Here is a 19348-nt window from a genome sequence, read left to right on the forward strand (position 1 = left end):
GCTGCGCGCCTTCGGGCGATGCAAAAAGCGCTTGGCGCTTGCTTACATCTTGGACATCCAGTTCATGATGGCAGCGGCGCTTTCCTCGGGCGCTTCGAACACGGCGGCATGGGCCGCGCCTTCGATCACCGCGATTTCACCTTGGGGTGCGGCATCAGCCATCGCCTGTGAAATCGCCACGGGATAAAGCGTATCTTCACGGCCAACCAGAACGAGCACGGGGATATCCATGCTCTTCACTGTTTCTGTGCTGTCGGGGCGGTCCCGCAGCGCCACGGCACCACCGATGGCTCCGTCAAGAGACGCCTGCTTCATCGCTTCGGTCAGATAGTCGACCTGCGCGGGTGCCTCTACCAGACGGGTTTCGCCCGTCAGCATGTTGGGCATGAGGAAGGGAATGATCTTGTCGACGCCGCCATCTTCGCCCTTCAGCGTTTCCAGCGTGCCGTTCCAGATGCCCTTTTCAATCGCATTGGCGGGATTGTGGTTCGTATCGATCAGAATCGCGCCGGAAAAGACATCCGGGTTCTGACGGTACATCTCGAATACGATTGGCCCACCCATGGACATGCCGCCGATCACGGCTTTCTCGACTCCCAACTCCTTCAGTACGGCCAGCGCGTCTTCGGCATAGGGGCCGATGCCGTCCACCGGTTCGGGGGTGGTGGAATTGCCGTAACCGCGATGATCGATCGTGATCACCCGGTGATTGTCATCGAGCTTGTCGCGTACACGTTCAAATAGCGCGCCTGAAAGTGGATAGCCGTGCAAGAGCACGATGGCATCACCTTCGCCGGAGCTGGAATAGAAGATGTCCGTACCGTTCACGGAAACCGTTTCGCCATCACGGTCAGCAGGGGCGGGCAGGACAAGCCGTTCGGCGGCTGTCTGTGCGAGGGCGCCGGTGGCGATGCCAAGACCAAGGGCAGCGGAAAGAAACGTCTTCGAATAGGTTTGCATACTATATGTCCTTGTTACATTAACTACACCGGCCCAATCCGGCGCAGCCACTCTACGTTCCGTAAACTCCTTCACGAAGCCGTTAAAACTGGATGCAGGGGCGATTCCCTGTCAGTCTCGCGCCATGACACAGACCATCACCCTGCCGCTCTGGCTCTTTATCCTGATCATGCTCTTTGCCGCGGTGACGGCAGCCAGCCATCTTCTGTTTCCCTCGGTCCGCTGGTTTTTCCGCAGGCGGCTGGAGAAGGCGGTTGCACAGCTCAACACCCGCCTCACCCGCCCCATCGAGCCTTTCAAGCTCGCCCGGCGGCACGACATGATCCAGCGGCTGATCTACGATCCGGAAGTGACGCGTGAAATCGTGGCCTATGCCGAGCAAAACGGCGTGCCGGAAAACGTCGCCTTCGAGAAGGCGAAGGACTACGCGCGCGAAATCGTCCCGAGCTTTTCCGCCTTTGCCTATTTCAGTTTCGGCATCCGCGTGGCGAAGCTTCTGGCGAATTCGGTCTACCGGATCGAAACGGCGGACAGCAACGATGCCACGCTCGCCAATATCCCGCGCGATGCGACGGTCGTTTTCATCATGAACCACCGCAGCAACATGGACTATGTGCTGGTGACCTATCTGGCCGCGCGGTCCTCGGCCCTGTCCTATGCTGTGGGCGAATGGGCGCGGGTCTGGCCGTTGAGCAGGCTCATCAAGTCCATGGGGGCCTATTTCATCCGCCGCCGGTCCCGGGGCGCGCTCTACCGGAAAGTGCTGGCGCGCTATGTGCAACTGGCCATCGCGGGCGGCGTGACGCAGGCGATCTACCCCGAAGGGGGGCTCAGCCTCGACGGGCGATTGCAGCCGCCGAAGATGGGATTGCTCGCCTACGTGGTCGAAGGGTTCGACAGGGCCAATGCCCGTGACGTCGTTTTCGTACCGGTTGCGATCAACTATGACCGCGTTCTCGAAGACCGGGTGCTTATCGCGGCGCATGAACGGGGGGATCGGCGTTTCGGCGCGCGGATCACGGTTATCGTCCGGTTCATTTTGCGCAAGCTCTGGCAGCGGCTGCGCGGGCAGGACACACGTTTCGGAGTGGCCGCGGTGGCCTTTGGCGAACCGGTCTCGCTGCGATCGGCGGCCGAGGACGGCGTTGAAAACCTGTCCCGCCACCTGATGACCCGGATCGAGGATGCAATGCCCGTGCCTGCCGTGCCCTTGGTGGCACACATCCTGCTGCAGGACGAACTGCTGGACACCGATGGCGTCACGGGCGCTGTGCGCAGCCTGTTGGACCGGGTGCCGGAGCCAAACCGGGTGGTCAAATCCGCGAACCTCCAGGAAGAGGTGCAGCAGGCGATCCACCGTATGCTTAAGCGGGGGCTGATATTTTCCCACGAAGGTCATTGGAGAATCGCGGAAAACCAAAGCAAGGTCCTGCGGTTCTACGCCAATTCCGTCGCCCATTTCATGGAAGAAGATGCTGCACCTGCGGCGCAAATTTCTGCGTCCGCTCGGTCATAAAGTTACAAAATTACCCCTCATGAGGTTGCAATATTTCGTCCAGGGTCATATTGGATAAGCGCGGCCCCCGATTCTGCGGCGCGGCAAAACTGATGACGAACAGGAGGGCCTGATGGCACTGGATACGACAATCGCCGCCTATGAGGCGCCCGAAAAGGACCTCTACGAGGTTGGTGAAATGCCGCCCATGGGTCATGTCCCGAAGAAGATGTACGCTTGGGCCATCCGCCGGGAACGCCATGGTGAACCCGATACGGCAATGCAGGAAGAAGTCGTCGACGTCCCGACGCTCGACAGCAACGAGGTTCTGGTGCTCGTGATGGCCGCGGGCGTGAACTACAACGGCGTCTGGGCCTCGCTCGGAAAGCCGATCAGCCCCTTCGATGGCCACGGCCAGCCGTTCCATATCGCCGGTTCCGATGCCTCCGGCATTGTATGGGCCGTGGGCGAAAAGGTCACGCGCTGGAAGGTCGGCGACGAGGTTGTGATTCACTGCAATCAGGATGACGGCGACGACGAAGAGTGCAACGGCGGCGATCCGATGTATTCCTCCAGCCAGCGGATCTGGGGCTACGAGACGCCAGATGGCTCCTTCGCGCAGTTCACCAACGTGCAGAGCCAGCAGCTGATGCCGCGCCCCAAGCACCTGACCTGGGAAGAGGCGGCCTGCTATACACTGACGCTCGCAACCGCTTACCGGATGCTTTTCGGCCATGAGCCGCATGATCTGAAGCCCGGTCAGAACGTACTGGTCTGGGGCGCTTCGGGCGGTCTCGGCTCCTACGCGATCCAGCTGATCAACACGGCGGGCGCCAATGCAATTGGCGTCATCTCGGACGAAAGCAAGCGGCAGTTCGTGATGGATCTGGGCGCCAAGGGCGTTCTGAACCGGAAGGACTTCAACTGCTGGGGGCAATTGCCCACGGTGAACACGCCGGAATATGCCGAGTGGTTCAAGGAAGCGCGCAAGTTCGGCAAGGCGATCTGGGACATCACCGGCAAGGGTGTGAACGTCGACATGGTGTTCGAACACCCCGGCGAGGCGACCTTTCCCGTCTCCACCTTCGTGGTGAAAAAGGGCGGCATGGTCGTGATCTGCGCGGGTACCTCCGGTTTCAACCTGACCTTCGACGTGCGCTACATGTGGATGCACCAGAAGCGTCTGCAGGGCAGCCACTTCGCGCACCTCAAGCAGGCGTCGGCGGCCAACAAGCTGATGCTGGAGCGGCGCCTCGATCCCTGCATGTCAGAGGTGTTCACATGGGCCGATCTGCCCGATGCGCACATGAAGATGATGCGCAACGAGCACAAGCCCGGCAACATGTCGGTGCTCGTGCAGGCGCCCACCACGGGTCTGCGCACGCTTGAGGACTGCCTCGACGCGCGTCGCTGAACGACTGCCACGTAAGACATTCACCCGCGTGCCGGACCCCGGCGCGCGGGTTTTTAGTGAACCCGTCGCAGCAGACAGGCCTGTCGAGGCTGTCGGCTCTGGCCCCCCGGGCAGGGGTGGCATAGGGTTCGGCGATGAGTGAAACGGCAGTGACATATTCCCATGATCAGGCCACCGCCCATGACGCGGTGACCGCTCTTTTGCGCGACGCCGGGGTCGATCTGGACGAAAGTCTGCTGCACCCGCCGAAGGGCGGGACGGAACAGGTGATGGCGATCACCGGAAAGGCCGGGTCGGGCAAGACGCTCCTGCTCGCCGAGCTTTATCGCGCGCTGGACGCGGCGGGGGTGGAGGTCGTCAGCGGGGACTACGAATCCCGCAAGCGGCGCGACAAGCGGAGCCTTGCGATCCTTGCGCCCACCAACAAGGCCGCCAGCGTGCTGCGGTTGCGCGGCGTGCCGGCCACGACGATCCATCGCATTCTCTATACCCCGGTCTACGACCCCGAGTATGAACGCATTGCTGAATGGCTGGCGGGGCAGGGCGAGCGGCCCGAAATCGCGGGGCTGACGGAACTCGCGCTGGACAGGGCGGCGGCCTTCTACGCCAGCAACAAGTCGATCCCCGGCGCGCTGGCCGCCGCGGGGCTGCGGGGCAGCGATTTCATCACCGGCTGGAAGCGGCGGGAAGAGCCGCTGGACATCGGCTTCGTCGATGAAAGCTCGATGCTGGACGACAAGCAATTTGCCGATCTCAAGGAAATTTTCCCCACGCTTCTGCTGTTCGGCGACCCCGCGCAGCTTGCCCCGGTGAACCAGTCGGGGACCATGGTCTTCGACAAGCTGCCCAAGAAGCGGGTGATCCACCTCGACCGAGTGTTCCGTCAGGATGCGGACAACCCGATCCTCGATCTTGCCCATGCGCTGGGTGATCCGGATCTGAGCTTCGAGACCTTCGAGCGTATGGTCGAAGACGCGGCGCGTCGTGATCCACGCGTGGTCTGGGGCCAGCGGGTGGAGGTTGACCTGATGGCCCGCAGCCCTGTCCTTGTCTGGCGCAACGCCACGCGCATCCGCCTGATCAACGCCTTCCGGTCGGTACATGGCGCGCCGGAGGATGCTCTCCTCCCCGGGGAGCCACTCATTTGTGACGGGCTGGAGCTGCCGCTGAAGCACCGCAAGAAGCGGCTCGACCTCGAAGCGCGGGGCCTGATCAAGGGCGCGCAGGTCGTCTACCTCGGCGAGGGCCGAAAGCCCGGTTTCAGCCGATTGCACGTCATGGGGGCCGAGGACCCGCAGGTCAGCGCCGCCAGCATCGTCAAGATCGAGAAGCCGGAGGAGGAGGAACCCTTCATCCCTTTTGCCGCGCGCATGGGGGCCACCTTCCTGCACGGTGCGGCGGTAACGATCCACAAGGCACAGGGCAGCCAGTGGGACACGGTGCAGGTCTTTGCCCCCGACCTTTATGCCGCCGCCCGCATGGGCAGGATGGAGGCGGGGCAGCCGCTATGGAAACGCCTCGCCTATGTGGCGATTACCCGCGCGCAGGAACGGTTGGTCTGGGTCGTGCGCAACCGGTTGGCCCGGCCCACGGAACCCCTGCGTGTCGATGACCTGAAAGTGCAGGTGGCACCCACATTGACGCTGGAAGAGGATGACGCGGCGGCGGGGTGAGTATTTCGGATAAGTCGCCGGGACGGCTGCATCCTACCGCCGCAACAGACTGAAGACCGCGGAGGCGCCCCATCCCGCCGCGATGGCGATGGCCAGTGACATCAGCCCGTAAATCAGCGCGTTTTCCCGGCTGAGGGTGAAAAGCCAGCGTTCCAGCCCCACCTTGCGCACGTCGATGCTGGTGGAATGCTGGGCCACAACCTCGCCCCCCCGGGTGAGGAAAATTCGGGTCACGTAGTCGCCTTCGGTCAGGGCGGCAGGCAGCCTGATGGCGGCGCGGAACAGCGTCTGTTCGTCCACCACCACCCCGTTTTCGACCACTTGATAGAGGTTCGAACCGCTGCGGATACGGATCAGTGCATCGGTGAAACTGGCTGAATCGCTGATTGTCATGGGCGCGCCCACGGAGCGGATCGCCCTGGGGATCGAGATCTTGTAGCGCAGATCCTCGATCCGTTTCAGGATGTCGTTGAGCGGCGCACTGGTGGCCACCGCATAGAAGCTGGGCGCCTGATCGACTTCCACCGCATCTGTGTTGACCCAGATGCCGAAGCGGCGTTCCTTGCGGCGGACCATCACGGGCCGCGACGGGCCGGCGACGGTGATGATGACCTCCAGCGGGGGGCCTTCGGGGATCGCCTGTTCGCGCTTCACAGCCCCGTAGACGAGGATTTCTGAGCCGTTGAAGTTGGTGGTGATGGCCACTTCGGCCTGGCTGAGGCCCAGAACGATCTGTTCGGCCGGGGCGGCTTGGTCTTCCACGCCGTCCGCTTCCTGCGGAAGCGCCGCAGACGCAAGGCCGAGTGTGAGCGACAGGGCGACTGCCCCCAATATGCGCCGGAAAGACCCGCGCATCAGTGGTCGCCCCCTGTCCCGAGGGTGTAGAGTTCCGCCGGCTGCAACAGCAGGTCGAGCGCGAGCTTGCCACAGACGCCTAGCACCAGCAGTGCAAGCAGGATGCGCAGCTGTTCGGCCTGCATCTTCACGCCGATCCGCGTGCCGATCTGCGCCCCGATCACACCGCCGACCAGCAGCAGAACAGCCAGCACGATATCAACGGTGTAGTTCGTCGTGGCATGCAGCATCGTGGTGAAGGCGGTGACAAAGATGATCTGAAAGAGCGACGTGCCCACGACGACCTTCGTGGGCATGCCCAGCAGGTAGATCATGGCGGGTACCATGATGAAACCGCCGCCCACACCCATGATCGCGGCAAGGATGCCCACGGTGATACCCACCAGCACCGGCGGGATAACTGAAATATACAGGCCGGAGACCCGGAAGCGCATCTTGAAGGGCAGACCGTGGATCCAGTTGTGTTTCTTGCGCTTGCCCGCGCGGCCCCCTTTACGGGTCTTGCGAATGGCGTTGAGCGATTCAACGAACATCAGCGCGCCGATGATGCCCAGAAAGACGACGTAGGAAAGCTTAACCAGCAGATCGACCTGCCCCTGCGCTTTGAGGTAGTTGAAGACGGCAACGCCAAGCGCTGCCCCGATGAGCCCGCCGATCAGCAGCACGGTGCCCATCCTCAGGTCCACCGTCTTGCGTTTGAAATGCGCAAGCACCCCCGAAAAGGAGGAGGCGACGATCTGGTTCGCCTCCGTCGCGACGGCCACGGCGGGCGGGATCCCGATGAAGAACAGCAGCGGCGTCATCAGAAACCCGCCGCCCACGCCGAACATGCCTGACAGCACGCCAACCATCCCGCCCAAGCCCAGCAGCAGGAAGGCGTTGACCGAAACTTCGGCGATGGGCAGGTAAATTTGCATGGCGTCCACTATCGCGGGCGGGCGGACAAAATCAACTGTTTATGCTGCACTGCCGCGATCAGGACATAGCGGCGCGGTCCAACTGGCGTTATCTTTCCTTCACGTAGGGTTCGCCCCCGGCGCGGGGTGGAATGGCCTTTCCGACGAACCCGGCGAGGATGATCACTGTCATCACATAGGGTAACGCGCCGAGAAGCTGGCCCTGCACCTTCAATGAGGTCAACGCCTCGATCACATCGGGGCGGGTTTCCAGCGCGCCGAACAGCCCGAAGAGCAGGGTCGCCCAAAGCGCGTACCAAGGCCGCCACTTGGCGAAGATCAGCGCCGCCAGCGCGATGAAACCGCGACCCGCCGACATGTCCTTCACGAAACCGGCCTGCAGCGCGGTGCTGAGGTAGGCGCCCGCCAATCCGCAGAGCACGCCGCAGATCGCCACCGCGGCATAGCGCAGGCCGACGACGGAAACGCCTGCGGTGTCCACGGCGGCAGGGTTTTCCCCGACCGCGCGCAGGCGCAGGCCGAACCGCGTGCGGAACAGGATCCACCACGTGAGCGGCACACAGGCAAAAGCGATATAGACGAGGATCGGATGCCCCGAGATGAGGTCGGCGTAAAGCGGGCCGATGATTGGCACGGGGGCAAGGGCTTCGGCCCAGGGCAGGGTGATTGTCTCGAACCGGGCGCCGCCCATCAGGGAGGGGGTACGCCCGCCCTGCTTGAACCAGTCCTGCGCGATCAGAACGGTCATCCCGGCGGCGAGGAAGTTGATCGCCACGCCGGAGATAAGCTGGTTGCCCCGGAAGGTGATGGAGGCCACGCCGTGAATGGCCGAAAGGCTGAGTGAGGAAAGTATCCCCGCGCCCAGCCCCAGCCAGACAGACCCGGTCAGCGCGGCCACGGCGGCGGAAAAGAAGGCGGCGATCAGCATCTTGCCTTCGAGCCCGATGTCGAAAATGCCCGCCCTTTCGGAAAACAACCCGGCGAGGCAGGCCAGCAGCAGGGGCGTCGCCAGCCGGACGGTGGAATCGAGCAGTTGGATGAGGGTGGTGTAATCCATCAGTTCGCGGGCTCCACCGGCTTGCGTTCCGGCTTCGGCTCCCGGGGGAGGCGCAGGCTCAGGAATATGCGTTCAAGCGGCATGCGCACCATGTTGTCGAGCGCGCCGGTGAACAGGATGACCAGCGCCTGAATGACGACGATCAATTCACGGGGGATCGACGTCCAGAGCGCAAGCTCCGCGCCGCCCTGATAGAGAAAGCCGAACAGGATGGCGGAAATAAAAACCCCCAGGGGATGCGACCGGCCCATGAGCGCCACGGCGATCCCGATGAAACCCGCGCCCTCGGTCGCGTTGAGAACAAGGCGCTCGGCCTCGCCCATCACGTTGTTGATCGCCATCATCCCGGCCAGCCCGCCGGAAATCAGCATGGTGATCATCGTGATCTTTACCGGCGATATGCCCGCGTAGCGCGCGGCACTTTCCGAAAATCCATAGGCGCGGATCTGGTAACCCAGACGCGTGCGCCAGATCAGAAGCCACAGCAAAACACAGGCGAGGATCGCCACGAGGAAGGACACGTTGGCCGGGGCCGCGCGGGAAAAGCTGATACCCAGCGGGGCAAGCAGATCATGCAGCGTGGGCAGGTTCGTGGCCTCGGGGAAGCGCGCAGTCGCGGGGTCCATGCTGCCCTTGGGCCGCATCAGGTTCACCAGCACATAGTTCAGCAGGGCTGCCGCGATGAAGTTGAACATGATCGTGGTGATCACGATATGGCTGCCGCGTTTGGCCTGCAGCCACGCGGGGATCGCCGCCCAGGCCGCCCCGAAAAGTGCTGCGCCCGCCGTCGCCCCGAGAAGCGCAAGCGACCAATGCGGCCACGGGATATAGAGCGCGGCCAGCGCCACCCCCAGCCCGCCCAGCATTGCCTGACCTTCGCCGCCGATGTTGAACAGCCGCGCATGAAAGGCGATGGAAACGGCAAGCCCGGTGAAGATGAAGTTCGTCGCGTAGTAGAGCGTGTAGCCCCAGCCATAGGTGGACCCCAGCGCGCCCTGAACCATCAGCTTGACGGCGGCCACCGGGTCTTCCCCGATGCCCAGAATCACCAGCGCGGAGATCACAGCCGCCAACAGCAGCGAGATGAGCGGCACGAGGATGACCTCGGCCCATTTGGGCATCACGTCCATATCAGACCTCCTTGTGCGGATCGCCGCCCGCATGGGCGAGGTTGTCCTCCACCTCCGCGACGGAGTGAGGCCGATCGGTATCCGTAATGCCCGCCATCAGCAGACCCAGCTCCTTTTCATCCGTTTCCTGCGGCAGGCGTTCGCCCATGATCTTTCCGTCGAACATCACGGCGATGCGGTCCGACAGTGCCAGGATCTCTTCCAGTTCGACGGAAACGAGCAGGATCGCCTTGCCACGGTCGCGCAGCGCCACGATCTGCTGGTGGATGAATTCGATCGCACCAATGTCCACGCCGCGCGTGGGCTGGCCGATCAGCAGCAGGTCGGGATTGCGTTCGATTTCCCGCGCCAGCACGATTTTCTGCTGGTTGCCGCCTGAAAAGTTCTTGGCCGCAAGGCGGGGGTTCGGGGGGCGGACGTCGAAACGTTCCATCTTGCCGGCGGTATCTTCGCGGATCGCGGCGTTGTTCATAAGCCAGCCACTCCGATAGGCCGGGTCGTGGTGATAGCCGAAGGCGGTGTTCTCCCACGCCTGATAATCCATGATCAGACCTTCGCGCTGGCGGTCCTCCGGCACATGGGCGATCCCGCGCGCCCGGCGCGACTGTCCGTCTGCGCCGGCGCCCGAGAGGTCCAGCGGCTGGCCGTTCAGATGAATCCTGCCGGTGCCGGTCTTGTATCCGCCCAGCACTTCGAGCAGTTCGGATTGCCCGTTACCCGCGACACCCGCGATGCCCAGCACCTCGCCAGCGCGCACCTGAAGGTCGATCCCACGCAGCCGTTCGACGCCTTTGTCGTCCACAACGTGCAGGTTTTTCACGTCGAGCACGACGTCACGCGGGGCGGCGGGGGTCTTGTCCACGCGCAACAGCACCTTGCGCCCAACCATCAGTTCGGCCAGTTCTGCGGGCTCGGTTTCGGCGGTCTTTACCGTGGCCGTCATTTCGCCCCGCCGCATGACGCTGACGGTATCGGTGATTTCCATGATCTCGCGCAGCTTGTGGGTGATCAGGATGATGGTTTTGCCTTCGGAACGAAGCCGCCCGAGAATGCGGAAAAGCTGGTCTGCCTCTGCCGGGGTCAGAACGCCCGTCGGCTCGTCGAGGATCAGGATATCGGCGCGGCGGTAGAGCGCCTTGAGGATCTCCACCCGCTGCTGCATTCCCACGCCGATGTCCTGCACCAACGCATCCGGGTCCACCTTGAGGCCGTAGTCGTTCGCCAGTTCGATCAGGCTCTTGCGGGCCTTGGCGAGCGAGGGTTTCAGCAAGCCCCCGTCTTCGGCCCCCAGAATGACATTCTCGAGCACCGTGAAATTTTCCACCAGCTTGAAATGCTGGAATACCATGCCGATCCCGGCTGCGATGGCTGCCTGGCTGTCGGGGATGTCGGTCTTGCGCCCGCCGATGAAGATCTCGCCCTTGTCGGCCTTGTAGAAGCCGTAAAGGATCGACATCAGCGTCGATTTTCCGGCACCGTTTTCACCGATGATGCCGTGGATCGTACCGGGCTGCACCCGGATCGAAATATCCTTGTTCGCCTGAACCGGGCCGAAAGCCTTGGAAATACCCTTCAGTTCAATGGCAGGGGCAGCCGTTTCCGGCTGCCCCGATGTCTTCGCTGGTGTCACGATCAGAAGCTCAGATCGGGGCAGCTGTCATCCGACATGTAGTCGTGGACCTTCAACTCACCGGAAGCGATCTTCGCCGCCGCTTCATCGACCGACGCTTTCATTTCGGCGGAGACGAGGTCCTTGTTGTTGTCGTCCATCGCGACGCCCACGCCTTCATTTGCGACGCCCATCACGTTGAAGCCCTTTTCCATGCCGGGGCCGTCGGACATCGCCTGATAGACGGCGTTATCCACGCGCTTGAGCATGGAGGTCAGGACCTTGCCCGGGTGCAGGTGGTTCTGGTTGCTGTCCACGCCGATGGAAAGGATGCCTTCGTCGGCGGCTGTCTGCAGCACGCCCACGCCGGTGCCGCCCGCCGCGGCATAGATCACGTCCGCGCCCTGCGCGATCTGCGCCTTCGTCAGTTCGGACCCTTTGACCGGATCGTTCCATGCGGCAGGGGTGGTGCCGGTCATGTTGGCGATCACCTCGGCATCCGGGTCGATGGCCTTGACGCCCTGTGCGTAGCCGCAGGCGAATTTGCGAATGAGCGGGATGTCCATGCCGCCGATAAAGCCGACGGTGCCGGATTCGGATGCTTGCGCGGCCATCATGCCCACGAGGTAGGACCCTTCGTGTTCGTTGAACACGACGGAGCGGACGTTCGGTTCGTCAACGACCATGTCGATAATCACAAAATCGGTCTCGGGATAGTCGGCGGCCACCTGACCCAGTGCGTCACCAAAGGCAAAGCCGGTCATCACGATGGGGTTGGCGCCGGATTCGGCAAAGCGGCGGAGCGCCTGCTCCCGCTGGGCTTCGGACTGAAGCTCGATCTCGCGGAATTCGCCGCCGGTTTCTTCGGCCCAACGCTGCGCGCCGCTGAACGCCGCTTCGTTGAAAGACTTGTCGAACTTGCCGCCCAGATCGAAGATCAGGGCCGGTTCGGCCATCGCGGCACCGGCACCCAGTGCCAATGCGGCACTCGCGCCGAGGAATTTCGTCATGAGGGTCATATGGTCTCTCCCTTGGTCATTATTTTGGGGCGTGGCGCTGCCACTGCCCATCGTCCACGCTGTCGCGCGATCAGATGCAAATTAGGACGCAGCCGCGCTTCGGGGTCAACCGCTTTCTTGGCGGCAGCCGCGCGATTCAGCCCCGTGCAGCGGCCTATTTCTTGCGGTTCCGCCTGTCCAGTTCGAGGCGCATGACCAGTGCATCCGCCGGGGCCGCATCCCTGCGGGCGTAGTAGCGAGGACGGGTCCCCACAATCGCGAAGCCGAGGCTGTCATAGAGGTTTCGCGCCGCCACATTATCCGCCGCGACCTCGAGAAAGGCGCAGGTGGACTGATCCCCGATCGCTTCCAGCCAGTCCTGGACGAGACGGCGGGCAATGCCTTTGCGGCGCATCTGTGGGGCCACGGCGATCGTCAGCAATTCGGATTCGCCAGCGACGGTGCGGGTCAGCGCAAACCCGCCCCCAGCCGTCCAGAGCCCTACGCCGGGGCCGGTGAGCAGGTCGCTGAATTCACGGGCCGTCCAAGGCCGGTCGCGATCGTTGGCTGCAGCATGAAGCTGCGCCAGTTCAACGGGGGTCATGACAACAGGGCGGGGGCGGTATCCCGCGCCGGGGCGGCATCTGCGGGGCGCAGATAGAGCGGCGCGGGCCGGGGCGGCGCATCGCGGTAGCGGGTGGCGGCGACACGTGCGGTGGCCTCGGCCACCCCATGGGCGGGGGCCTGTCCGGTCGCCCCGATCAACGGCCCGTCGAACGGGGGCAGGTTGCCTTCGTCCAGCAGCGCGGGTTCTGCCAGATGCGGATTGCCAAAACCCTGCACGAACAACTGTCCCCGGCGCGCATCCACGGCACAGACACAGGGGCCTTCATGCCCGTAGCGCAGCGCCTCGAAGGCGGAAACTCCCACCGCGGGTCTGCCTAGCCCCAAGGCCAGACCGCGGGCCGCCGCCACTGAAATGCGAATGCCGGTAAAATTCCCCGGCCCGATCCCTACTCCGATCGCGGAAAGGTCGCCATAGGCTGCGCCTGCCGCGTTCAACAGTTCTGCACAAAGGCCCATCAGCCGTTCGGCCTGACCCTTCGCCATCTCTTCCCGCGCGCTTTCGATGATCCGGTCGCCGGAGAGCAAAGCGGCCGCGCAATGCGCGGCCGATGTGTCGAAAGCGAGGATAAGCGGCGCGTCAGGCAACCGGACGCACCTCTGTGACCTCGGGGATGTAGTGCCGCAGCAGGTTCTCGATGCCCATCTTCAGCGTCAGCGTGGAAGAGGGGCAACCCGCGCAGGCACCCTGCATGTGCAGATAGACGACACCGCGCTCGAAGCCATGGAACGTGATGTCGCCCCCGTCCTGCGCCACGGCGGGGCGGACCCGGCTGTCCAGCAGTTCCTTGATCTGGCCGACGATCTCACCGTCTTCGCCGTCATGGGCCGCGTGGCCGGAGGCATGTTCATGACCCGAAGCCATGACCGGTTGACCGGATTGGAAATGCTCCATGATCGCACCGAGCAGAGCGGGTTTGATATGGTCCCATTCGACATTGTCGGCTTTGGTCACGGTGACGAAATCATTGCCGAAGAACACCCCGGCCACACCGTCGACGGCGAAAAGCCGGGTCGCGAGCGGAGAGGCATCCGCCGCATCGGGGGAGGGGAAGTCAGCGGTTCCCATCTCAAGCACGGTCTGGCCCGGCAGGAACTTCAGCGTCGCCGGATTCGGCGTGGATTCTGTTTGTATGAACATTGTTCTATTCCTTGCATCGGGATGCGACTGATATGCGCAGCATGCCATGACGAGTCAAGGTTTGGAACGATTCTAAAAGCTGGTCCCGCAATAGGCGCCGCAGCGCCGAATGGCGGGCCCGGGCTGAATAATTCGCTTTGAGCGCAGTGCATTACAGGGTAAATAGCAGCCATCGATGCATGAGTCGTCCGGCCCGATGGCCAAAGCGGCTGCGCTGCATCTTTTCTGGATCATATCATGGACATATTGCTTGGTTTGGGTGTGCTGTCCGCCAGCACGCTTCTGTTTGCCGCGGGGTTCGCCGCGCATCGCCGTCCCGTGCCCGCCCGCTGGACGCGCCTTCCCGGTCTCAGCATGCTGTTCTGCGTGACGCTGACGATGATGGCACCCGTCGGTCTGGGCTTTCTCGTGAAGGCGGCGCTGACGCCGCAGACCTTCACCGCGGGCACGGTCATGTGGTTCCTTCCGGTGGCGGCACTGGCAGCAGCAGCGGTCGTTTTCACACCCGTTCTCATCCGTAGTGTGCGCAAGGCAGGCACGCCTCCGGTCGTGCCCGCGTCCCAGCCGCTGGCGGTCGAACCCGGCCTCGCTGCCTGACGCCCGGTCGCGCCGCCCTCAGGGACGGCGCGCCTGATCAGGTGATCGCTTCCAGCCGTTCCTTGCTGAGATTGCCCGGCACGATGGTAATGGGGACGGGCAGCGTGCCCGCATTGCGGGACAACTGGGTTACCAGCGGGCCGGGGCCTTTTTTCTTGTCCGAACTGGCGCCCAGCACGAGAACGCCAATCTCGGTATCGTCCATCACCTGTTGGACGATCTCGTCCGCAGGCACGCCTTCGCGGATGACAAGCTCCGGCTCCACACCCTGCTTGTCGCGCATCCACTTGGCGAAAACCTCGAAATGTACCTCGATCCTTTCGCGGGCCTCTTCGCGCATCACCTCGCCAACGCCGATCCAATGATTGAATTCATCCGGCGGAATGACGGAGAGAACCGCGACACCGCCCCCCGTGCGCGCCGCGCGCAGGGCCGCGAACCGCATCGCGTTCAGACATTCCGTGCTGTCGTCCAGCACCACCAGAAACTTCCGCATGTCGTACTCCGAAAAGGGCCGCGGCGATAATGGCGCGCCGGGCACCGGCTGGCAATGGCTCCCGCGCGTCAGTTGCCGTGGCCCGTCGTATCAGCTTCCGGCAGCGTCGGAGGAGGCGGCCCAGTCCCAGTACATCTCTCGTACCCGGCGGGTGACAGGGTTCTGATTGGCACCGGTGCCATAGCGCGTTTCATCGAAGGCGCTGACCGGCGTGACCTTCATCATGTTGCCGGACAGGAAAACTTCGTCCGCGGCGTGGAAATCATCGAAGGACAGCACGGATTCATGCACCGTCATTCCGTCGGCGCGCATGTTGGCGATATGACGCGCCCGGGTGATCCCGGCAAGGAATGTGCCGTTGGGAATGGGGGTAAAGACCTCTCCATCGCGGACCATGAAGACATTGGCGGAGGCGGTTTCGGCCACGTTGCCCGCCGCGTCCGCCACCAGAGCGTTGCCGAAGCCCTTGGCGCGCGCCTCGACCATCATGCGGGCATTGTTGGGATAGAGGCACCCGGCCTTGGCGTTGACCACGTTGTCCTCCAGCACCGGGCGGCGGAAACGGGTGCGCGTCAGCGTGGTGGCGGCCTCGGGAGGGGCCATGGGGATCTCTTCGAGGCAGAGGGCGAAGCCGGTGGCGCCTTCCTTCGGCACGATGCCCAGATCGCCGCCCTCTATCGCCCAGTACATGGGGCGAATGTAGACCGCCGCCTCCTTCGGGAACCGCGCGAGGCCATCGCGCGCGATGGCGACGATATCATCGGTGGTCACGGTCGGCGTGATCATCAGCGCGGCGGCAGAGCGGTTCACCCGGGCGCAATGCGCCTGCAGGTCCGGCGCCAGCCCATCGACCATTCGCGCCCCGTCGAAGACCGTCGTCCCCAGCCAGGCGCCGTGATCGGCCGCCTTCATGATGGGTACATCGCCTTCGTGCCAAGTGCCCTCGTAATAGGTGCGAATGTTTGTGCCTGTGGCCATGGGAATGTCCTGTGCTCAGGGCGCGCTGCGATAGGTGCCTTCGGGAAGATTCAATGCCGCAGCCAGATCACGCAACTGGGCCGGGGACAAGGTGATTTTGGCGACCCGATCTGTCCTCGGGTCCCATTGCTCGAACGTGACCTCGCTGTCGAAGGCATGCACGGTCACATCTTCCCGAAGCGGGGATTCCCCTTCGTCGATCAGGGTGATCACGGTGGCGTCGAATTCGTGCTCGATGGTAAACATGGGGGCAGACTATGCCTTCGGCGGATCAATGCAAGCGGCTGGGTGAAATCGCCGTGAACGGGGTGGCGGCCCTCGACGGGCGTGTTAGTTTGAGCGCCAGAGATACCGATGGAGGACCGCCCGATGATGAGGACCGTACTGGCCGCGCTGGCAACTACCGGATTGCTCGCGGCCTGTGACGTGGCGCCGGTGCCGCAACAGCCGGTGCCGACCGGTGGCCAACCGGCCCCTGTGCCCGCCCCCGCGTCCCGCCCGGACCAGCGGCCCAACACCCTGTCCACCGCCGAGGCCGCACGTACATTCGTCAGCGTGGTGCGCACGGTCGAACCCGTGGCGGAGCGCGAGTGCCGCGCGCGCACATCGCAGATCAACTGCGATTTCAACATCGTGGTGGATGACCGCCCGAACCAGCCCGCCAACGCCTACCAGACCGTCGATCGCGCCGGTCGACCGGTGATCGCCTTCACGCTGGGGCTGATCTCTGACGCCCGCAACGCGGATGAACTGGCTTTTGTGATGGGCCATGAGGCCGCGCACCATATCGCGGGTCATATCGACAGGCAGCAGCAGAATGCCGTGGCCGGTGCCGTGATCTTCGCCGGGCTGGCGACGTTGAGCGGCGGCAATGCCTCCGCCGTGCAATCGGCTCAGCGGCTGGGCGCGCAGGTCGGGGCGCGGAGCTATTCCAAAAATTTCGAACTGGAGGCCGACGCGCTGGGCACCATCATCACCGCGCGCGCGGGGTATGATCCGTTGCGCGGGGCCGAATTCTTCGCGCGCATCCCCGATCCGGGTGACAAGTTCCTCGGGACCCATCCGCCCAACGCATCCCGCCTCGATACCGTGAGACGCACTGCAGCCGGTCTTTGATCCGGCGCGGGGCGTGTTGCGCGAACTGGGCGTCGTTCTGTCTGACCGGGGATCGCGCTATGCGGTTTCCGGTGCCACTGTCGCCGACCGGGGGCAGATCGATGCAGTTGTCGCGGAACTCGCAGGGCGCAAACCCTACAGCAAGGCCACCCATAACACCTGGGGCGCAATCCTGTCGGACGGGGGTGCCGCCAAGGCGGATGACGGCGAAAGCGGTGCGGGAATGGTCATCCTGCGGATGCTGGAACGCGAAGGGTTGGAGGATCACCTTGTCGTCGTAACCCGTTGGTATGGGGGCAAACATCTGGGCGGCGACAGGTTTCGCCACGTGCAAAGTTGCGTGCGGGCCTATCTGGACACTCTGGCGGGCGACACAAGGTAGCCTTTGTCAGATCATACGGGCTGCAGACTGATCGCGATGGCCGCGAAGAAGGCGGCGGAGGCGGTCAGGACGAAACCGTGCCAGATCGCGTTCTGATAGCGCATCCCGGCGTGCGCATAGATGATCGTACCGAGCGAATAGATCAATCCGCCCGCCGCGATAAGGCCGAGCGCCGTTCCCGGCAGACGTTCCCACATGGGCCAGACAAGCAGCACGCTGAGCCAACCCATCCCGAGATAGAGCGCAAGCGAGCCACGCGCATCGAGCCGCCAGAACCAGAGCTTCGCCACCGCACCGATCACCGCAAGCGTCCAGATCACGCCCAGGATGCCATAGGCAAAGCCCGACCCGATCAGCACCACGAGCGGTGTATAGGTCCCGGCGATCTTGAAGTAGATCGCCGCATGGTCGATCCGGCCCAGAAAGGGGCGCGTCCTGTCGAAAGGCAGCAGATGGTAAATGGCGGAGGCCACGAAAGACAGCAGAATGCTGCCCACGTAAAGCGCCGTCGCCGTCACCGGGGCCCCGGTTTGCGAGGCATGGAGCAGCAGCAAGATGCTGGCGGGAATGGCAAATGCCAGCCCCAGCACATGCACCGTGCCGTCTGCGACCGTTTCGGCGATGGAAGTGGGATAGGCCATGAAAAGCGACCTAATCTTTTCGCGGAAACTTGCCAGATCTGACCTTGAGTAAAGTGCGCTCAGCGCGGTTTGTTGCCGTCGATCCAGCGCGACATCATCGTCCGGTCCCGGAAACATTCGGGGGGAATTTGCTGCCTTTTGAGCCGGGCGATCCGCTCGGCAAAGGCCACCTGTTTGGACGACGGGTAGTTGGTGAACTTGCATGCGGGGGCGGACTTTTGCGCATCGATCCACCGGGACAGGGCCGCGCGGTTCCGGGCCAGATCGGCGGGGAACTTCACGCCGGTCTTGAGGGCCAGCGCCTGCGCATAATGGATCTGCTTTTCGGTCGCGGGCAGGGCGTCGGGGGTGGCGGCATCTTCAGCCGCTGCGTTCTTTGCGACGGGGGCATCGAAGATGCCGGGAAACTGGGGCTGGAAAGACATTGACCGTTCTCCGTTTCGTTCTTTCGCATATAGAACGTTTAGGGAACAAATTCAAGGTCGTTGTGTTTTCGCTGCGCTGGACCCCTATATCTAGGGGCGGCAATGTTCTGTGACAGGGGCGAAGTCAGACCCGGCGACCCCACAGATCGTATTCGCCTGCTTCCTCGACCTCTACCGTGACGATGTCACCGACGCGCAGCGTTTCGTGCCCTTCGTCGATGAAGAGGTTACCGTCGATCTCGGGGGCGTCGGCCTTTGTCCGGCATGTGGCGGCGTCCTCCTCCACCTCATCCACGATGACTTCGATGCGGCGGCCGACTTTCGCTGCAAGCTTGGCTTCGGAAATGGCCTGTGCCTTGGCCATGAACCTGTCCCAGCGATCCTGTTTTACCTCGTCGGGGACGTGATCCGGTAGATCGTTTGAGCGGGCACCCGCCACGTTTTCGTACTGAAAGCAGCCCACACGGTCGAGCTGCGCCTCATCCAGCCAGTCCAGAAGGACCTGAAACTCTGCTTCAGTCTCTCCCGGGTAGCCGACGATGAAAGTGGAACGCAACGTCAGATCGGGGCAGATCGCGCGCCAGGCCGCGATCTCATCCAGCGTTTTCGCGGCGGCAGCGGGCCGCGCCATCCGCCTGAGCACCTCCGGATGGGCATGCTGGAAAGGAATGTCGAGATAGGGCAGAACGCCGCTCTGCCCGTCGGCCATCAGCGGGATAAGCTGGCGCACATGCGGATAGGGATAGACGTAATGCAGCCGAACCCAAGCCCCGAGCGATCCAAGGTCGCGCGCAAGATCGGTGATATGCGCGCGATNTTGGATCGCTCGGGGCTTGGGTT

The 19348-nt window shown here is 63.4% G+C and carries 22 protein-coding genes; 6 read left to right on the forward strand and 16 right to left on the reverse strand.

Translation table 11 applies throughout. The features are described 5' to 3' along the window. Nucleotides 1–42 precede the first annotated feature (42 nt). Nucleotides 43–960: an alpha/beta fold hydrolase gene (locus A3728_RS00335; RefSeq protein WP_067919194.1), complete on the reverse strand. Its 918-nt coding sequence runs from the start codon at nt 958–960 to the stop codon at nt 43–45. A gap of 124 nt (nt 961–1084) precedes the next feature. Between A3728_RS00335 and A3728_RS00340 the strand changes: the two genes are divergently transcribed. The 3 genes from A3728_RS00340 (at nt 1085) to A3728_RS00350 (ending at nt 5542) form a co-directional block, all read left to right on the forward strand. Further along, nucleotides 1085–2476: a 1-acyl-sn-glycerol-3-phosphate acyltransferase gene (locus tag A3728_RS00340; RefSeq protein WP_067919196.1), complete on the forward strand. Its 1392-nt coding sequence runs from the start codon at nt 1085–1087 to the stop codon at nt 2474–2476. A gap of 112 nt (nt 2477–2588) precedes the next feature. Beyond that, nucleotides 2589–3869, forward strand: coding sequence for a crotonyl-CoA carboxylase/reductase (gene ccrA, locus A3728_RS00345; protein WP_067919198.1), 1281 nt, complete (start codon nt 2589–2591; stop codon nt 3867–3869). A gap of 134 nt (nt 3870–4003) precedes the next feature. Next, nucleotides 4004–5542: an ATP-dependent DNA helicase gene (locus tag A3728_RS00350; RefSeq protein WP_067919200.1), complete on the forward strand. Its 1539-nt coding sequence runs from the start codon at nt 4004–4006 to the stop codon at nt 5540–5542. Nucleotides 5543–5575: 33 nt separating this feature from the next. On the opposite strand, the gene A3728_RS00355 is transcribed toward A3728_RS00350, so the two are convergent. From A3728_RS00355 to A3728_RS00395, 9 genes are all read right to left on the reverse strand, one after another. Next, nucleotides 5576–6397, reverse strand: a complete 822-nt coding sequence (locus A3728_RS00355; RefSeq protein ID WP_082851110.1) for a TIGR02186 family protein — start codon at nt 6395–6397, stop codon at nt 5576–5578. Further along, nucleotides 6397–7314, reverse strand: coding sequence for a sulfite exporter TauE/SafE family protein (locus A3728_RS00360; protein ID WP_067919202.1), 918 nt, complete (start codon nt 7312–7314; stop codon nt 6397–6399). Before A3728_RS00360 ends, A3728_RS00355 begins: the two co-directional genes overlap by 1 nt. Before the next feature lie 88 nt (nt 7315–7402). Next, complete coding sequence (locus tag A3728_RS00365) at nt 7403–8371, reverse strand: ABC transporter permease (RefSeq protein ID WP_067919204.1); 969 nt, start codon at nt 8369–8371, stop codon at nt 7403–7405. Further along, nucleotides 8371–9501, reverse strand: coding sequence for an ABC transporter permease (locus A3728_RS00370; RefSeq protein ID WP_067919206.1), 1131 nt, complete (start codon nt 9499–9501; stop codon nt 8371–8373). The genes A3728_RS00365 and A3728_RS00370 overlap by 1 nt, the downstream gene beginning before the upstream one ends. Nucleotide 9502: 1 nt before the next feature. Further along, nucleotides 9503–11131, reverse strand: a complete 1629-nt coding sequence (locus A3728_RS00375) for an ABC transporter ATP-binding protein (protein ID WP_067919208.1) — start codon at nt 11129–11131, stop codon at nt 9503–9505. A 2-nt stretch (nt 11132–11133) separates the two neighbouring features. Further along, on the reverse strand, nt 11134–12129 hold the full coding sequence (locus tag A3728_RS00380) for a BMP family lipoprotein (protein ID WP_067919210.1): 996 nt from the start codon (nt 12127–12129) through the stop codon (nt 11134–11136). Nucleotides 12130–12283: 154 nt separating this feature from the next. Then, complete coding sequence (locus tag A3728_RS00385) at nt 12284–12712, reverse strand: GNAT family N-acetyltransferase (RefSeq protein ID WP_067919212.1); 429 nt, start codon at nt 12710–12712, stop codon at nt 12284–12286. Then, the gene (gene tsaB, locus A3728_RS00390; RefSeq protein ID WP_067919214.1) at nt 12709–13320 is read right to left on the reverse strand and encodes a tRNA (adenosine(37)-N6)-threonylcarbamoyltransferase complex dimerization subunit type 1 TsaB; all 612 of its coding nucleotides are present in this window, start codon (nt 13318–13320) and stop codon (nt 12709–12711) included. Before tsaB ends, A3728_RS00385 begins: the two co-directional genes overlap by 4 nt. After that, a complete protein-coding gene (locus A3728_RS00395; RefSeq protein WP_067919216.1) occupies nt 13313–13873 on the reverse strand; it encodes a NifU family protein in 561 nt (186 codons plus the stop codon). The genes tsaB and A3728_RS00395 overlap by 8 nt, the downstream gene beginning before the upstream one ends. 237 nt (nt 13874–14110) lie before the next feature. Between A3728_RS00395 and A3728_RS00400 the strand changes: the two genes are divergently transcribed. Further along, on the forward strand, nt 14111–14470 hold the full coding sequence (locus tag A3728_RS00400; protein WP_067919217.1) for a hypothetical protein: 360 nt from the start codon (nt 14111–14113) through the stop codon (nt 14468–14470). A 37-nt stretch (nt 14471–14507) separates the two neighbouring features. Here the strand turns inward: A3728_RS00400 and A3728_RS00405 are convergent, their stop codons facing one another. The 3 genes from A3728_RS00405 to A3728_RS00415 form a co-directional block, all read right to left on the reverse strand. Continuing rightward, the gene (locus A3728_RS00405; RefSeq protein WP_067919219.1) at nt 14508–14966 is read right to left on the reverse strand and encodes a universal stress protein; all 459 of its coding nucleotides are present in this window, start codon (nt 14964–14966) and stop codon (nt 14508–14510) included. 90 nt (nt 14967–15056) lie between these two features. After that, nucleotides 15057–15944, reverse strand: a complete 888-nt coding sequence (locus A3728_RS00410) for a branched-chain amino acid aminotransferase (protein WP_067919222.1) — start codon at nt 15942–15944, stop codon at nt 15057–15059. A gap of 15 nt (nt 15945–15959) precedes the next feature. Beyond that, nucleotides 15960–16190: a hypothetical protein gene (locus tag A3728_RS00415; RefSeq protein WP_067919224.1), complete on the reverse strand. Its 231-nt coding sequence runs from the start codon at nt 16188–16190 to the stop codon at nt 15960–15962. A gap of 123 nt (nt 16191–16313) precedes the next feature. Between A3728_RS00415 and A3728_RS00420 the strand changes: the two genes are divergently transcribed. Both A3728_RS00420 and A3728_RS00425 read left to right on the forward strand, forming a co-directional pair. Continuing rightward, nucleotides 16314–17060 carry a M48 family metalloprotease gene (locus A3728_RS00420; protein WP_082857942.1) on the forward strand — a complete coding sequence of 249 codons (747 nt, stop codon included), beginning with the start codon at nt 16314–16316 and terminating at the stop codon, nt 17058–17060. Between the two features lie 16 nt (nt 17061–17076). After that, complete coding sequence (locus A3728_RS00425) at nt 17077–17442, forward strand: YigZ family protein (RefSeq protein ID WP_067919238.1); 366 nt, start codon at nt 17077–17079, stop codon at nt 17440–17442. Between the two features lie 11 nt (nt 17443–17453). Here the strand turns inward: A3728_RS00425 and trhA are convergent, their stop codons facing one another. The 3 genes from trhA to A3728_RS00440 form a co-directional block, all read right to left on the reverse strand. Then, nucleotides 17454–18083 carry a PAQR family membrane homeostasis protein TrhA gene (gene trhA, locus A3728_RS00430; RefSeq protein WP_067919226.1) on the reverse strand — a complete coding sequence of 210 codons (630 nt, stop codon included), beginning with the start codon at nt 18081–18083 and terminating at the stop codon, nt 17454–17456. 59 nt (nt 18084–18142) lie between these two features. Beyond that, nucleotides 18143–18508, reverse strand: a complete 366-nt coding sequence (locus tag A3728_RS00435) for a hypothetical protein (RefSeq protein WP_236628069.1) — start codon at nt 18506–18508, stop codon at nt 18143–18145. 124 nt (nt 18509–18632) lie between these two features. Then, the coding region (locus A3728_RS00440) for a radical SAM protein (RefSeq protein ID WP_150120589.1) at nt 18633–19348 on the reverse strand (716 nt) is incomplete at its 5' end.

Source organism: Sulfitobacter sp. HI0040, from assembly GCF_001634885.1.
In the GTDB taxonomy this organism is placed as follows: domain Bacteria; phylum Pseudomonadota; class Alphaproteobacteria; order Rhodobacterales; family Rhodobacteraceae; genus Sulfitobacter.

Excerpts from the sequence above, each read along its gene's own strand:
- A3728_RS00415 (WP_067919224.1), bottom strand. The coding sequence starts at position 16,190 with ATGTTTACCATCGAGCACGAATTCGACGCCACCGTGATCACCCTGATC.
- A3728_RS00385 (WP_067919212.1), bottom strand. The coding sequence starts at position 12,712 with ATGACCCCCGTTGAACTGGCGCAGCTTCATGCTGCAGCCAACGATCGC.
- A3728_RS00395 (WP_067919216.1), bottom strand. The coding sequence starts at position 13,873 with ATGTTCATACAAACAGAATCCACGCCGAATCCGGCGACGCTGAAGTTC.
- A3728_RS00350 (WP_067919200.1), top strand. The coding sequence starts at position 4,004 with ATGAGTGAAACGGCAGTGACATATTCCCATGATCAGGCCACCGCCCAT.
- A3728_RS00420 (WP_082857942.1), top strand. The coding sequence starts at position 16,314 with ATGATGAGGACCGTACTGGCCGCGCTGGCAACTACCGGATTGCTCGCG.
- A3728_RS00340 (WP_067919196.1), top strand. The coding sequence starts at position 1,085 with ATGACACAGACCATCACCCTGCCGCTCTGGCTCTTTATCCTGATCATG.
- ccrA (WP_067919198.1), top strand. The coding sequence starts at position 2,589 with ATGGCACTGGATACGACAATCGCCGCCTATGAGGCGCCCGAAAAGGAC.
- A3728_RS00405 (WP_067919219.1), bottom strand. The coding sequence starts at position 14,966 with ATGCGGAAGTTTCTGGTGGTGCTGGACGACAGCACGGAATGTCTGAAC.
- A3728_RS00335 (WP_067919194.1), bottom strand. The coding sequence starts at position 960 with ATGCAAACCTATTCGAAGACGTTTCTTTCCGCTGCCCTTGGTCTTGGC.
- A3728_RS00435 (WP_236628069.1), bottom strand. The coding sequence starts at position 18,508 with ATGTCTTTCCAGCCCCAGTTTCCCGGCATCTTCGATGCCCCCGTCGCA.
- A3728_RS00360 (WP_067919202.1), bottom strand. The coding sequence starts at position 7,314 with ATGCAAATTTACCTGCCCATCGCCGAAGTTTCGGTCAACGCCTTCCTG.
- trhA (WP_067919226.1), bottom strand. The coding sequence starts at position 18,083 with ATGGCCTATCCCACTTCCATCGCCGAAACGGTCGCAGACGGCACGGTG.
- A3728_RS00355 (WP_082851110.1), bottom strand. The coding sequence starts at position 6,397 with ATGCGCGGGTCTTTCCGGCGCATATTGGGGGCAGTCGCCCTGTCGCTC.
- A3728_RS00370 (WP_067919206.1), bottom strand. The coding sequence starts at position 9,501 with ATGGACGTGATGCCCAAATGGGCCGAGGTCATCCTCGTGCCGCTCATC.
- A3728_RS00380 (WP_067919210.1), bottom strand. The coding sequence starts at position 12,129 with ATGACCCTCATGACGAAATTCCTCGGCGCGAGTGCCGCATTGGCACTG.
- A3728_RS00365 (WP_067919204.1), bottom strand. The coding sequence starts at position 8,371 with ATGGATTACACCACCCTCATCCAACTGCTCGATTCCACCGTCCGGCTG.
- A3728_RS00410 (WP_067919222.1), bottom strand. The coding sequence starts at position 15,944 with ATGGCCACAGGCACAAACATTCGCACCTATTACGAGGGCACTTGGCAC.
- A3728_RS00400 (WP_067919217.1), top strand. The coding sequence starts at position 14,111 with ATGGACATATTGCTTGGTTTGGGTGTGCTGTCCGCCAGCACGCTTCTG.